This is a genomic window from Paenibacillus sp. Soil787 (genome assembly GCF_001429545.1).
Lineage (GTDB): Bacteria > Bacillota > Bacilli > Paenibacillales > NBRC-103111 > Paenibacillus_E.
The window spans coordinates 91,194-104,759 of record NZ_LMSP01000004.1 but is presented as its reverse complement, the minus strand read 5'-3'; the positions used below and the strand labels follow the sequence as shown (position 1 = coordinate 104,759).

Sequence of the window (13,566 nt, the reverse complement as noted above, 5' to 3'; positions counted from 1 at the left end):
AAAATAGTCCAATAAAACAAAATTATTAACATTTTTCGCAGCAATGTTTGTTCTATACTTTAAATTGTAGAGAGCGAGATAACGCTTTCAAGTTAGAATAGGGAGGTTCAATATGAAAAAGACTGCAAAGACATTTTCAACGGCATTAAGCTCTTTACTCGTATTTAGCTTGGTACTGTCAGCATGCAGCAGCGCCAAAACAGAGGAAAAGAAAACGGATGCGACGACAACAACTCCTGCCGGGACTACGCAAGCGCCAGCTAAAGCGGATGCCAAACATGATCCCATAAAGCTGAAGTTTACTTATTGGGGCAGTCCTGATGAGAAGAAAGCCATTGAAGGAGCTACTAAGAAATTTACTGAAAAGTATCCATGGATTACGGTAGAGGATGTTCAAATACCGAATGCCGACTATAATACGAAGTTAACTGCTATGGCAGCAGGGAATGATATTCCCGATACAGGATACATGACTGGCGATCTCGGCGATACTTGGGCGAAGGAAGGCAAGTTTGTCAACCTCTTCGATATGTTAGCTAAAGATCCGGAAGTAAAGAAAGAGAACTATTTGGATTATGTATGGTACAAGCAAAGCCCTGATAATGCTTGGGGGATTAGTACAGCAGGAGAAACCTTCGGATTATTCTATCGAAAGGATTTGTTGGAAAAGGCTGGCGTTGCGGCGCTGCCAACAACAGCAGATACAGCATTGAATTGGGATCAATTTGTCGAAACAGCCAAAAAATTAACCATTGATAAAAATGGCAAGAATGCATCTGAGGCTGGATTTGATCCGAAAAGCATTAAGCAATATGGCGTCACTTTCGAAACTTGGAACGAACCGTTAAACAATTTCATTTACAGCAATGGTGGAGATTGGGCATCTAAGGATGGCAAAAACTTTACTTTGAATTCTCCGGAAAGCACGGAAGCTATTCAAAAATTGGCTGATCTGATTAATGTTTATCATGTTGCTCCATCACCATTAGCTGCTAAATCATTGCCGGCTATGAACGTAGCTTTGCAATCAGGAATTGCCGCTATGGCCATCGGTGGTCAATGGATGAATCTTGATCTGGGCAATGCCAAAGTAAAATACGATATTGGCGTACTGCCGAAATTGAAAAAAAGTGTGACGGTTGCTTTAAGTGGTGCAACCGTATTGTTTAAAAATTCGAAGCATCCTGAAGAAGCTTGGATGTTGTTTAAATGGATGTCAGATCCAGCAGGCGCAATTGATTTGTATTCCGGCGGCTTATGGATGCCTACCATGAAAGCATGGTATACAGACCCAGCATTGATTGTTAAGTGGGTTGATGCGAACCCTGCTGCTCATCCGCCTGGATTCAAAGATGCGATGATGAATCAATTGTTGAAAAATGGTGTTCCGGGTTCAACCTACTATCTGAAAAACCAAGCGAAAGTAACTTCAACCGTAATTTCAGGTCTGGATGCGGTTTGGTTAGGCAGTAAAACGGCTAAAGACGCTCTAAATGATATTGCGGCTAAAGTACAACCTGATTTCCAAGGAAGATACGACGCAACGCCATAACAAACATTCTTCATAAAAAAACATTTAACGAAAGCCAGGGATTATTTCCTGGCTTTCATTAAAATAATCAGCGAAAGGAGTTAAGATATGGAACATCTTGCTGTCTCACATACACAATCCACTATCATAAAAAAACGCAAGAATAAGAATTTAAAAAATTTATATCTTGGCTTGCTTTTTACTTCACCCGTGCTTCTGGGCTATTCCATTTTTGTTCTAGTGCCGCTGCTTATAACGATTATCTTAAGCTTTACCGATTTTTCTATCGGTGCTGTGCATACCAAGTTTGTTGGGCTGCATAATTTTATAGATATGTTCAATGGAAGAGATAATTTCTTTTATCCAGCGATCAAAGCGACCGCTTACTATGTGTCTTTTAGTGTTCCGCTAAGTATCATCGTTTCTTTTTTAATTGCTGTCTTATTGAATCAAAAAATAAAATTTCGCGGGTTTTTTAGAGCCATTTTCTACTTGCCTGTCGTTATTCCGCTAGCATCGAGTTCGATGATTTGGCTGTGGATGCTTCAACCCGATTTTGGCGTTGTCAATTACTTGCTTGGTTTGATTGGCATATCGCCATCAAGCTGGCTGGCATCTCCGACTACTGTAGTGCCAACTTTGATTCTCTTTAGCCTTTGGCTTTGCGGCAGTTCGATTGTCATATTTCTCGCAGGACTTCAAAGTATTCCTTCGCATTTGTATGAAGCGCTGGAAGTAGATGGTGGAAATAACTGGCACCGATTAGTTTATATTACGATTCCCATGAGTTCTCCGATCATCTTTTTTAATACCGTGATTGGTTTTATTAATGCGATTCAAACCTTTGTCCAACCGGCAATTATGACATCCGGAGGCGCCGGCTCTGCAGGTTCTTCATATGGAGGTCCAGGCAGTTCAAGTTTATTCTATGTTTTATATATGTTTCAGAACGCTTTTAAATTTCAAAAAATGGGTGCGGCAAGTGCCTCTGTACTTGTATTATTAGCGGTTACCTTATTTTTTACAGCTGTTTTTTTCAAGCTTTCCGGATCGTTCGTACATCAAGAAGGAGGGGGGAATAACAAATGAAGCGAGAACCTGTAATCGGCAAAATAATGATCTATTTTCTGTTAATTGTTGGTTCTATCATTTGTCTGTTCCCTTTTTACTGGATGCTGAGAACAGCTTTAGTTGGCAATGGAGAAGTGTTTGAAGTCGTCCCGACTTTTATACCTAAAGCGTTTGCGTTCGCAAACTTTACGGATGCGCTATCCTCACAGCCGTTTGGCAGATTTTTTTTCAATAGTACGATCATTACTATCGGCAACATCATTGGCGTGCTTTTAACGAGTTCTTTATGCGCTTACGGTTTCACAAGGATTAGCTGGCCTGGAAGAGACAAGATATTTGGTTTTTTGATGACAGCCTTGATGCTGCCTTTCGCAGTTGTTATGATTCCTCAGTTTATCGGTTGGAGCTACCTTGGACTTACAGACACTTTTGCTCCTTTGATTATTCCCGCTTTTTTCGGCGGTGGACTTTTCAATATTTTTCTGTTGCGGCAATTTTTTATGACGATTCCGAAGGAGCTGGATGAAGCAGCATTTATGGATGGCGCGGGTCATCTGAAAGTATATTCAAGCATTATAGTTCCCCTAAGCAGCCAATCGATGATTGTCGTAGGATTATTTACGTTCTTAGCAAACTGGAATGATTATTTGGCGCCGACTATTTATCTTTCGTCCGAGAAGAATTATACGTTGATGTTAGGCTTGCAGCTGTTTCAGGGATCTTACTCAGCGCAATGGAACTTACTTATGGCTGCTGTGACGATTGTTGTGATTCCGTCGTTAGTTATCTATCTCTTTGCGCAAAGATACTTTATTGAAGGTATTGCAATGACGGGCGTTAAAGGATGATGCGGAGGTTCAATATGGGCATAAACCTTCTTCGAGTGGTAAACCGTATCTAATTTCACGATTTAATATAATCTGGAGGGGATGACACAAGTGAGTGATTTGGAAAGCAATACGTTGATAAAATTGGGGAAAGTAACTATACACGACAAAGTTTGGGCGGATCGTATCAAGTTAATTTCGGAAAAGGTCATTCCTTACCAATGGGATGCTTTGAATGATCAAATACCAGGCGCAGAGCCGAGCCACGCCATCGAAAATTTTCGGATTGCCGCTGGGGAATCCAACGGTATGTTTCACGGCATGGTGTTTCAGGATAGTGATGTTGCGAAGTGGATCGAGGCAGCAAGCTTTAGTTTAGTTACTTATCCGAATGCGGATTTGGAAAAGCTTCTGGATTCGGTCATTGATCTGATTGGCAGAGCGCAGCAAGCGGACGGCTATTTAAATACTTACTTTACGGTTGCCAAACCGTCTGAGCGCTGGAAGGATTTCGCCTTCGGGCATGAGCTTTATTGTGCTGGTCATTTAATTGAGGCGGCAGTAGCCTACTATCAGGCTACAGGCAAGCGCAGACTGCTCGAAATTATGTCTCGTTATGTGGATTATATTGATCATGTTATGGGACCTGAGTCCAATGACTTGCCGCATAAGTATTGCGGACATCAAGAAATTGAGCTTGCACTCGTCAAGCTTTATCATGCGACAGGAGAAAACCGCTATCTCCGGCTCAGTCAATATTTTGTGGATGAACGCGGCAAGCAGCCAAGCTTTTTGCAGGAGGAAGAAACATTTGGCGGACCTGAAAAAACAAAATGGTTTGATCTTGAGTATCATCAAGCGCATACCCCTATAAGGGAGCAGGAGAAAGCGGTAGGCCACTCCGTTCGTGCAATGTATCAATATTCTGCAATGGCAGATTTGGCGCTGGCAGCAAAGGATACATCCTTAGCGGATGCATTGCGGGTTTTATGGAAGAACGTGACCACCCGCAGAATGTATATCACAGGCGGATTAGGCTCACAAGGACATGCGGAACGGTTTACGATCGATTATGATTTACCGAACGATACGGCTTATACTGAAACATGCGCAGCTATTGGACTTATCATGTGGGCGCAGAGGATGCTGCAAATTGAAACAAACAGCAGCTATGCGGATGTTATGGAGCGAGCCATATACAATGGAGCCTTGAGTGGGATTTCATTAGACGGCACCAAATATTTTTACGTTAATCCGCTTGAGGTTTATCCCGAAGCCGTCGAACATCGTTATGATCTGCAGCATGTTAAGCCGGAAAGAGTCAGCTGGTTTGGCTGCGCTTGCTGCCCTCCTAATATTGCAAGACTCATAACCTCTATTGGAAGCTACCTCTATACACAGCATGAGCAGGGGATTTGTGTTCATTTATATATGGCGAATGAAACGGAGTTTACGATCGCCGGAAATGTGATTAAGCTGGAAACAATTACGCAATATCCGCTGGATGGTCATATTACTATGAATATAGCATCTGAGCACACTGCAGAGTTTGCCATATCTTTAAGAATTCCCGCTTGGTGCAGAAATCCGAAGATAGCCATAAATGGTCAATTCTTAGATGTGCAATCCGTGAAGGTGAATGGTTATGCCGTTCTTAAACGTGCTTGGAGCAAAGGGGATCGCATCGAACTGGAGCTTCCAATGATTGCCGAGCTTATTCAGTCTCACCCCGATGTTCGCGAAAATTCGGGTAAAGCGGCGATTCAACGCGGACCTATCATTTATTGTCTGGAAGAAATGGATAATGGCAGCAATCTCGCAGATATCTCCATCGCTAGAGAAGCTCAACTGACTGCTGAATTGGAAGATGATTTGTTTGGCGGCATCATCGTTATTAAGGGACAGGCACAGCGATCCAATAAAGCTTTATGGGAAGATGTATTGTATCAACCGCTGGCAAACGCAACGGAGACGATAAGCTTCAAAGCGATCCCTTATAGTATGTGGGGAAACCGAACGCCTGGCGAAATGACCGTTTGGGTTCGACTTCATTCATCGGCGCAAAGTTGAAGAAAATATTAAAAAAACTGAAACTGTTCATATCCCTTAAAATTTGTAGATCTACTATTTAAATCAAACCTCCTGAACCACGTGAAAATGGTGATGGAGGTTTATTTATGTGGTAGGAAATCTGACAGAGGCGAAAATTCCCGCTTGATTTTTGATATTGCTCTGGTAGACTTCACCTTAGAGCGTTTCTGATTCAAGTCGCATCAAATTAACTATCAAAGAAGGAAAAGTCATATGAAACTGCCCTATTTTAAGAAACTTCCCATCACGATGCAGTTATCTTTCCTGGGTTTATTAATTGTTATGGTTATGATTTCGATCATGGCTGTGAATTATTACCGTGCCGTCAATGTCGTAACGAAGAATAACAGCGATTACATCAAAGGTGTTATTTCACAATTAAACCAGTCCATTTCCTCGAATAGTAATGATGTTAAAAGAATTATGGAAACGATTGCCTACAACGGACAAACCGTACAAAATTTTTTGTCTGAAACAAATCCAGCCCAAAAGGTTGAAATGTTTAACCCGTTAAAAGCTTATTTGTCAGATATGAGGAAAATGAAAAAGGCCATTTTGGATATTGCACTAGTCGAAAATAACGGCTCCGTATTCAACTTCCTGGCCAATTCGGTTCAAATCGAAGCCATTTCCAGGGAAATTCCGAGAAATAACTTGTCCTATTTTTTGGGGCTTAAAATGATCGATTTACCTTATACGACAACGCCGGTTTTGGTGGCGGGATTACCTATCTATTCAACAACTAATTTTGAGGCCGCCAATAGTGAACTTGGAACTCTGCTTTTGATAATCGATAATCGACTGCTCTTTGGCGACGGCAACCCTGTCAATTTACCAGAGGGTGCCTTAATCTACATGGCTGATCGTAACGGAAGGCTCTTCTATACGAATGATGAATCAAGTAACCTTGGGGAGCCGATTTCACAAGATAGATTGTTGAATCCTAACAGTCAATATATGATTCAGAGGGAAGCTATTCCGGATATGAACGGTGAAATTGTTATTGCCATGCCGAATCGTGTGCTCCTGCAAGGTCTTAATGTGATCCGTCAACAGCAGCTTATCATGGTCGCAATTGCACTCGTTTTGATGATCATACCTCTTCTGTTTGTTAGCAACAACATTCTGCAGCCTTTGAAAAAGTTTATGAGGCTGATGGGAGAAGTGAGTCTGGGGGAAAAAAACCATCTCAGCAAACGAATCGCAGTAGACGGTTATGCGGAAATGATTATTATGGCTTCACGTTTCAATGAAATGTTGGCGGAAATTGAGAAATTGACGGATCATTTGCTGGAAAGCAAGCACGTCCTCTACGAGTCGGAGTTGATTAAACGGAGAGCGGAACTCAGCTTTTTGCAAAGCCAAATCAATCCGCATTTTTTATACAATACGCTGGAATCGATCAAAGGGCTTGCCGCGAGAGAGGGTTCTTCGCAAATATTCGAGCTGACCAAAGCGTTGGCTATGTTTTTCCGTTACAGTATCAAGGGACCTGATATGATTTCCTTGGAAGGAGAATTGACCATCATTAAGAACTATATCTTCATTCATCAAATCCGATTTGGCGAACGGTTGCAAGTGGAATACGACATTCATACGGAATGCCTCGCATGTCTTGTCCCTAGAATGATCTTGCAGCCCATTGTGGAAAACGCCATCAAACATGGCATTGAGCCGCTCAGGCAAACTGGTGTGTTGGTGATAAAAGGCTATAGGGACGGGGAGAACCTGTATCTCTCCGTTCATGATAACGGTACAGGAATAAGTTTGGAAAAGTTAGAGGATATTAATCATACAATTGAATGCCGATCGGCAACGGATGGCCTTGATGGCGATTCCGTATCCGGCATCGGACTGGCAAATGTGCATAACAGAATCCGCATGATCTTCGGAGAACCATACGGCATCAGGATGACTAGCGAGCTTGAAGGCGGAACAACGGTCTCGCTTACAATACCGGTCAGAGGTGAAGGTCATGTATAAAGTCTTTATTGTGGATGACGAGGAACTGGTTATAGAAAGCTTGATAGCGACGGTGGATTGGAAGGGCTGCGGCTATGAAGTTGTTGGGTATGCGCAAAGCGGGGAGGAGGCAGTGGAAGCTGCCAAACAAATTCAACCGGATGTGATTTTTTCTGATATCCGGATGCCCGGAATGAACGGGCTAGAACTGAAAAAACGATTGGACGACGCCGGTATATCCTCCAAATTTATCATAGTGAGCGGTCTGGCAGAGTTTGCTCTCGTGCAGAAAGCGATCCAGAATAACATATCCGGTTATTGCCTGAAACCTTTCGACGAGATGGAAATCATGGGGTATCTTATCAAGATCAAGCGAGAATTAGACTCCCGTCGTCTGTTGCCTGAAGGGGAAATTCTTGATTTGATCGAGAGTGGTACGCCGGAAGCAAACAGCAGATTGCGGCGTGAGTTAGCTTTGGCCGACATTACAAGTTCCGGAAAAGAAGATTTGCGTATCATGCTTACAGTAAGAAGAGACAGATTTCAGATCAATGGAAAAACACCTTGCTTTACCTTGCGTATCGGTTATCGCAAGTTTATATATGTGATGGCTGACAAAGATGCGGCCCAATTAATGACCCTTTTTGCTTCTGAAAGTCGTCATTTCTTGAAAGGAATTGGATTCAGCAAACGGGATATCGATTCAGCAGGATTTACACAGGCTATCCAAGATGCAGAGCTTCAGGCCTATCAATATTTCACTTTAGCCGAAATCTTCACATGGGAAGAGTCATGGAAAACCAATGACATGAAGTCGGCATTTGCAGTGCCGACCGACGGAAATAACCAGACGTTCTTTGCTCATATGGATTCCTTGTTATCCATGTTTCAGAGCGGCCTTCTGAATATCCGGCATGCCCTGTTGTTGTATAACGATTGCATTACGCAGTTAAGTCGAAAAGGTATGGAATCGGACGATTTATACCTCTATTCTTTTGAACAATTGGCAGATCAGTTTGAAGATGTCCGGGCTATGATCGATTATTTAAAGGAATTGTTCCGGGGGGAGCAGACCGATCAACAGCATGTTTCCATGCAGTCTGGACGCATTCATACATTCTCTGCCATACTGGAATACATCAACGAGCACTTCGGCGAGGACATTACAATTCAGGGCTTAAGTAAACAATTCAACTTAAACTCGAATTACATCTCGCAATTATTCAGAAAAGAACTGGATAAAACCTTTACCGAGCACTTAACCGGTCTTAGAATGAACCGCGCTTCGGAGTTGCTCAGAACTACCTCCATTCCAATCAACGATATAGCGGACCAGGTAGGATACCAAGATTATTTTTATTTCAGTAAAATGTTCAAAAAAATGATGGGCAGTCCGCCAAGAGCCTATCGTTACGACCAAAGTCAGAACGGCTATATTTCCGGCTCCTAATTAATGGAGGCCGTTTTTTTTTTTGTATTCCTTATCGATAACTTGTACTTGAATTAGATGCAAGACAATTTCTCCTCGAATTCGACATAAAATTACACGAAAAATACAAGAATAACACTAATTTAACGACATACCCCTATGGAAGCGTTTCCTTTACAATAGATTTATAGACGAGATAGGAGGCGAGAGGGGTATGCAAAATACAGTAATTCACGCGCAATACAAGGGGCGTATAAAGGGAAAAACCAACCGCAAATGGCAGGAAATCGTCCGTCATAAGTATTTCTACTTGATGGTATTTCCAACCGTGCTGTTCTTTCTAATCTTCGCGTATGTGCCTATGTACGGCGTGATCTTGGCTTTTAAGGACTTCAATTATTCTCTGGGCATCATGAACAGTCCCTGGAATAACTTTCAAAACTTTCGGGATGTGCTGGGCGATCAGAAATTCCTGCATGCGTTCAACAACACCTTGTTGATTAGCTTCGGGCGTTTGCTTATCGAATTTCCGATCCCGATCCTGCTGGCGATCTTGCTGAATGAAATGCGACACAGAAAATTAAAGCGGATCTATCAAACCGTATTTACATTTCCGCATTTCATCAGCTGGGTCGTGTTAAGCGGAATCATAACGAGTATCCTGAACGATCAGGGCGTGCTCAATCAGATCCTGCAGCTATTCGGATGGGAAAAAAACACGATCCTGATCCACGACGGAAGTTTTCTGGCGCTGCTGTTCACGTCGAACATATGGAAAGAAGCAGGCTGGTCCTCCATTATTTATCTGGCAGCTATCGCGGGTATCAATCCCGAGCTTTATGAGGCGGCGGCCATAGACGGCGCAACCCGTTATCAGCAAATGAAGGCCATTACATGGCCGGTGATTCGTACCACGGCAGCTATTCTGCTTATTTTGGCAGTCGGCGGTATTATGAATGGCGGGTTCGACCAGATCTTCAATTTGTATAACCCGGCCGTTTATGAACGCTCAGATATTCTCGATACCTACGTGTATCGCAGCGCTTTTGTAGACTCAACGGGGTTCGGCTACTCCACAACGGTCGGTTTGCTGAAATCCGTCATCAATTGCTTGCTACTGTTTGGAGCCAACTATTTTGTGAAGCATGTTCTGAAGGAGGAGGGTCTCTAATGAAGCGTTTATCGGTTTCCAATGCGCTGATCACGCTCTTCCTGGGGCTGTGCGCGATTGCGGCTGTATTCCCATTTTATCAAACGCTCGTTCAGTCCTTGTCTTCCATAGCAGACAGGAATGCGGGACGCGTCATGTTATTTCCGAGTTCCATTGATTTCTCTTCATATCAATACATTTTTTCGCAAGGGAAAGTAGTCGATGGCTTGCTTGTATCGGTCTTCGTGACTGTGTTTGGCACCTTGGTAAATCTGGTGATGACGTCAACAGGCGCTTACGCGTTATCCAAGAAGTCGATGCCGGGGCGAAACTTGATCATGACTTGCATCATCTTTACATTATTTTTTTCAGGCGGTCTCATTCCTTTTTATTTGACGATTCAGAATCTTCACTTGCAGAATAATATTCTTGTTATGATATTGCCGGCGGCTGTAAACGCATTCAACTTAATCCTGATGATTAATTTCTTCGGAAAAGTCAATCCTGCGCTTGAGGAGTCGGCAAAAATCGACGGGGCTAATGATCTGAGTATCCTCATTCGCATAGTCATACCTGTTTCATTGCCGATCATGGCGACCATGTCATTGTTTTATGCGGTTGATCGTTGGAATGAATGGTGGCTTCCCTATTTGTTTATCAACGATATCAAATTACACCCGCTACAGCTTGTGTTAAGAGACACGATCACAGATCTGAGTCAGTCGCTCAATGGGTTGGGCAGACAGTATGCCTCAGCAGCTCAAACCGTTTATGTGGATTCGGTAAAGTCCGCGTTGATCATCATATCCGCCATACCGATCTTGATGATGTATCCATTCGTGCAGAAACACTTCAATGCGGGAATCACGCTCGGTTCCGTAAAAGAATGATAATAGTGGCTTCGGCCGTTATTATATATATCCTAGCTTCAAATATACAAGGAGGGTTTACGAAATGAAGGTCAAACAAAAAGCACTGGTATGCTCGGCTTTGCTTATGCTCGCAGGGACGGCGCTGTCCGCCTGCGGTAAAGAGGAGAACAAGCCAAACACATCCCCGAGCGCAACGGCGGGAGCGTCACAGAAGTCAGATGAATCAGCATTGAGCAAGCCATTGGAGCTTAGTGTTGCAGTATGGGACATCCAGACGGGCTTTGATGCTCCGAAAGCAAAGGATGACACACTTTACAACGATTTGACCAAGAAATTCAACATCACGATCAAACCCGTTCAGATTACCTGGAACGATTGGCAGGAGAAGGCAAAGGTATGGGCCGCGTCCAAGCAGCTTCCCGACATGTTCGCCAACGAGGTTGATTTGGGGTTGTACCAAACTTGGGCCAAGCAAGGCGTCATCAAGCCGCTCCCCGACGATCTGAGCCCGTATCCGAATTTGAAAAAACTCTTTTCCAGTCCGGCTGTGGAACCGGCCTTGCGGCCGTTAAAAGTGGATGGGAAATATTATGCGGTTCCGCGTTTTGGCGGTGAGGATATCGGCGATGGCAGGCTGGGCAGGCCCATCCGTTATCGGAAGGATTGGGCGGAGGAAGCCGGATTTACCAAGGACCCGGCAAGCTTTGACGAATTCTTGGCCATGACCAAAGCAGTCGTACAGAAACACCCCGGTGTCACCGGTTTGGCGATTAATTCGAAAGGCTATCTGTTAACGCAATTCTTGGGAAGCTTCCCCGAAATGGTGTTTAGCAATAACTGGACCCAGGAAAACGGCAAGTGGATTCCCGCTTTCACATCCGAGAAAGCCTATCCGGGTATCAAGCAGCTTCGTACGCTCTATTCGGAAGGTATTCTTGACAAGGACTTTGCCATCCAGAAAGACGCCGACGGCACCAACAAGTTTTTGTCCGGCCAAAGCTTTGCGCTTTATGGCATGGAAGGCGTGAGTGATGAACAAGTATCCGCATTCAAAAAAGCGAATCCTGGCGTCAGCCCTTCGAAAGCAATGGGTTATTTGAACATCTGGCCTGCGGCCGACGGAAAGCGCTATTCGACTGCGGGAGCGCCTTTCTGGTCCAATACGTTTTTCGCAAGTACCATTAGCGATGATAAATTCAAACGTTCTCTCCAAGTGTTGGATTACATGCTGTCTGATGAGTATAGGATCCTGGGGATTAATGGAATCGAGAATATCGATTATAAAGTGGAAAATGGACAATACGTTTCCCTGTTGAAAGCCGGTGAAACGCTCGCCGACAAATACCCGATCACGTCAAAACTGGTTTGGCTTGCCGCATGGGACCCCCTCCTGTATAAGGGCAAAAAAGTGGTAAGCTCCGATCCTGAAGGAGCCGCACTGCTGAAGCTGCAAATTGAAACGTGGAATCGCTATAAACAAGAAAATAAGCTGATGCCTGTCAACTTTGATTTCAATGCGATATCGACTCCAGCTAAAAACAAGTTTGGGGCTCTAGACCCCGATATCCAGAATGACATCATTAAAGTGATTTTGGGTAAAGGGGACCCGATTGCCCAGTGGAAAGAAATTGTCAAGGGATACGACTCCAAGGGTGTTCCTGAAGCGATCAAAGAAGTCAACGATGAGGTAGCCAAGCAAGGCATTAAGTAACGATTCCTTTTTCATGAACGTTCAGTGACACGAGAGAAGCTTCCGAACCATATGCATCATGTTCGTGAAGCTTCTCTTGTTCCTGGGCAAACCGTGTTGCCGGCCGCGCAACGGGAAACGCTTTACGTCTATGGCCAGCAGGTCGGCAGCGGCAACATTAACATCAGACCGTCCGATCTCGGCATTACCACTAAGAATTATATCGGCCGCTCACAATTCTCCGATCCCTATCTCGACGGTCGGGTAGACGATTTCCGCATCTACAATAGTGCTTTGACCGCTCAGGAAGTAACGGCTGTAATGAACGAGTAGAATGCAGTTGCAGTGAATGAACCAGCGGAAGTCCGGAACATGAACGCCATGTTCCGGACTTTCCGTCATTGTTTTGGCGGTGGAGCTTTATTCTGATCCGATCAATGATACTTATGACTAATGTGTCGGAAATTGTGCGTATGTACGAAAAAGGAAATTACGCTAATACCTATACGTCAGGACGCTGTATTCGGTTACCATTATTTTTCGATATATATTGTTCAACTATACCTACTGGGAACCGAGAGTGATTAGGGTTACGTGAGAAGTTCCAGCACATCAAGAGTGAGGGGGCTAAGATGTGAGATTCTGTTTGTACGATGAACAAAAGGCATCTGTTCTTTCCATCATGGACAAACTTGGGGATGCAATCAAGAATAAAATGGTACAAGAACGCGCGAAAACGAGCGTGAGAATTTACCCTCTACTTACTCGTGAAGAGTATGAAGCTTACCCACAGTCATATCGCGGGGTTGTGAACGGACGTTATTATCTGCTGTACTCTCTAAACGAAGACATGGAGAGCACGTACGATCAGGTAATTATTGACTGAATCGCCTGAGGAGTGTCATATTGAAATCTAAAAAATTACGCTTTTACGGAAAGGGAT

The 13,566-nt window shown here is 43.8% G+C and carries 11 protein-coding genes; all 11 read left to right on the top strand.

Annotated elements, in window-relative coordinates; all coding sequences use genetic code 11:
* The first annotated feature begins 112 nt into the window (after positions 1 to 112).
* The 11 genes from ASG93_RS07645 to ASG93_RS07595 all read left to right on the top strand — a co-directional run bounded on the left by ASG93_RS07645 (position 113) and on the right by ASG93_RS07595 (position 13,509).
* Positions 113 to 1,552: an ABC transporter substrate-binding protein gene (locus ASG93_RS07645; protein ID WP_056830500.1), complete on the top strand. Its 1,440-nt coding sequence runs from the start codon at positions 113 to 115 to the stop codon at positions 1,550 to 1,552.
* 87 nt (positions 1,553 to 1,639) lie between these two features.
* Complete coding sequence (locus tag ASG93_RS07640; RefSeq protein ID WP_063891804.1) at positions 1,640 to 2,620, top strand: carbohydrate ABC transporter permease; 981 nt, start codon at positions 1,640 to 1,642, stop codon at positions 2,618 to 2,620.
* Positions 2,617 to 3,450, top strand: coding sequence for a carbohydrate ABC transporter permease (locus ASG93_RS07635; protein WP_056830498.1), 834 nt, complete (start codon positions 2,617 to 2,619; stop codon positions 3,448 to 3,450). The genes ASG93_RS07640 and ASG93_RS07635 overlap by 4 nt, the downstream gene beginning before the upstream one ends.
* A gap of 81 nt (positions 3,451 to 3,531) precedes the next feature.
* On the top strand, positions 3,532 to 5,499 hold the full coding sequence (locus ASG93_RS07630; protein WP_056830495.1) for a glycoside hydrolase family 127 protein: 1,968 nt from the start codon (positions 3,532 to 3,534) through the stop codon (positions 5,497 to 5,499).
* A gap of 234 nt (positions 5,500 to 5,733) precedes the next feature.
* Positions 5,734 to 7,503 carry a sensor histidine kinase gene (locus ASG93_RS07625; RefSeq protein ID WP_056830493.1) on the top strand — a complete coding sequence of 590 codons (1,770 nt, stop codon included), beginning with the start codon at positions 5,734 to 5,736 and terminating at the stop codon, positions 7,501 to 7,503.
* Positions 7,496 to 8,932 (top strand): response regulator, encoded by a 1,437-nt coding sequence (locus ASG93_RS07620; protein ID WP_056830491.1) that lies wholly within the window; start codon positions 7,496 to 7,498, stop codon positions 8,930 to 8,932. Before ASG93_RS07625 ends, ASG93_RS07620 begins: the two co-directional genes overlap by 8 nt.
* Positions 8,933 to 9,125: 193 nt before the next feature.
* Positions 9,126 to 10,082 carry an ABC transporter permease gene (locus tag ASG93_RS07615; RefSeq protein WP_056830490.1) on the top strand — a complete coding sequence of 319 codons (957 nt, stop codon included), beginning with the start codon at positions 9,126 to 9,128 and terminating at the stop codon, positions 10,080 to 10,082.
* A complete protein-coding gene (locus tag ASG93_RS07610; protein ID WP_056830488.1) occupies positions 10,082 to 10,951 on the top strand; it encodes a carbohydrate ABC transporter permease in 870 nt (289 codons plus the stop codon). The genes ASG93_RS07615 and ASG93_RS07610 overlap by 1 nt, the downstream gene beginning before the upstream one ends.
* A 64-nt stretch (positions 10,952 to 11,015) precedes the next feature.
* Positions 11,016 to 12,644 carry an extracellular solute-binding protein gene (locus tag ASG93_RS07605; protein ID WP_056830486.1) on the top strand — a complete coding sequence of 543 codons (1,629 nt, stop codon included), beginning with the start codon at positions 11,016 to 11,018 and terminating at the stop codon, positions 12,642 to 12,644.
* 51 nt (positions 12,645 to 12,695) lie between these two features.
* Entirely contained in the window at positions 12,696 to 12,956 is a 261-nt protein-coding gene (locus ASG93_RS07600; RefSeq protein ID WP_056830484.1) for a LamG-like jellyroll fold domain-containing protein, read from the top strand.
* Positions 12,957 to 13,257: 301 nt separating this feature from the next.
* Entirely contained in the window at positions 13,258 to 13,509 is a 252-nt protein-coding gene (locus ASG93_RS07595; RefSeq protein ID WP_056830482.1) for a hypothetical protein, read from the top strand.
* Positions 13,510 to 13,566: the final 57 nt, after the last annotated feature.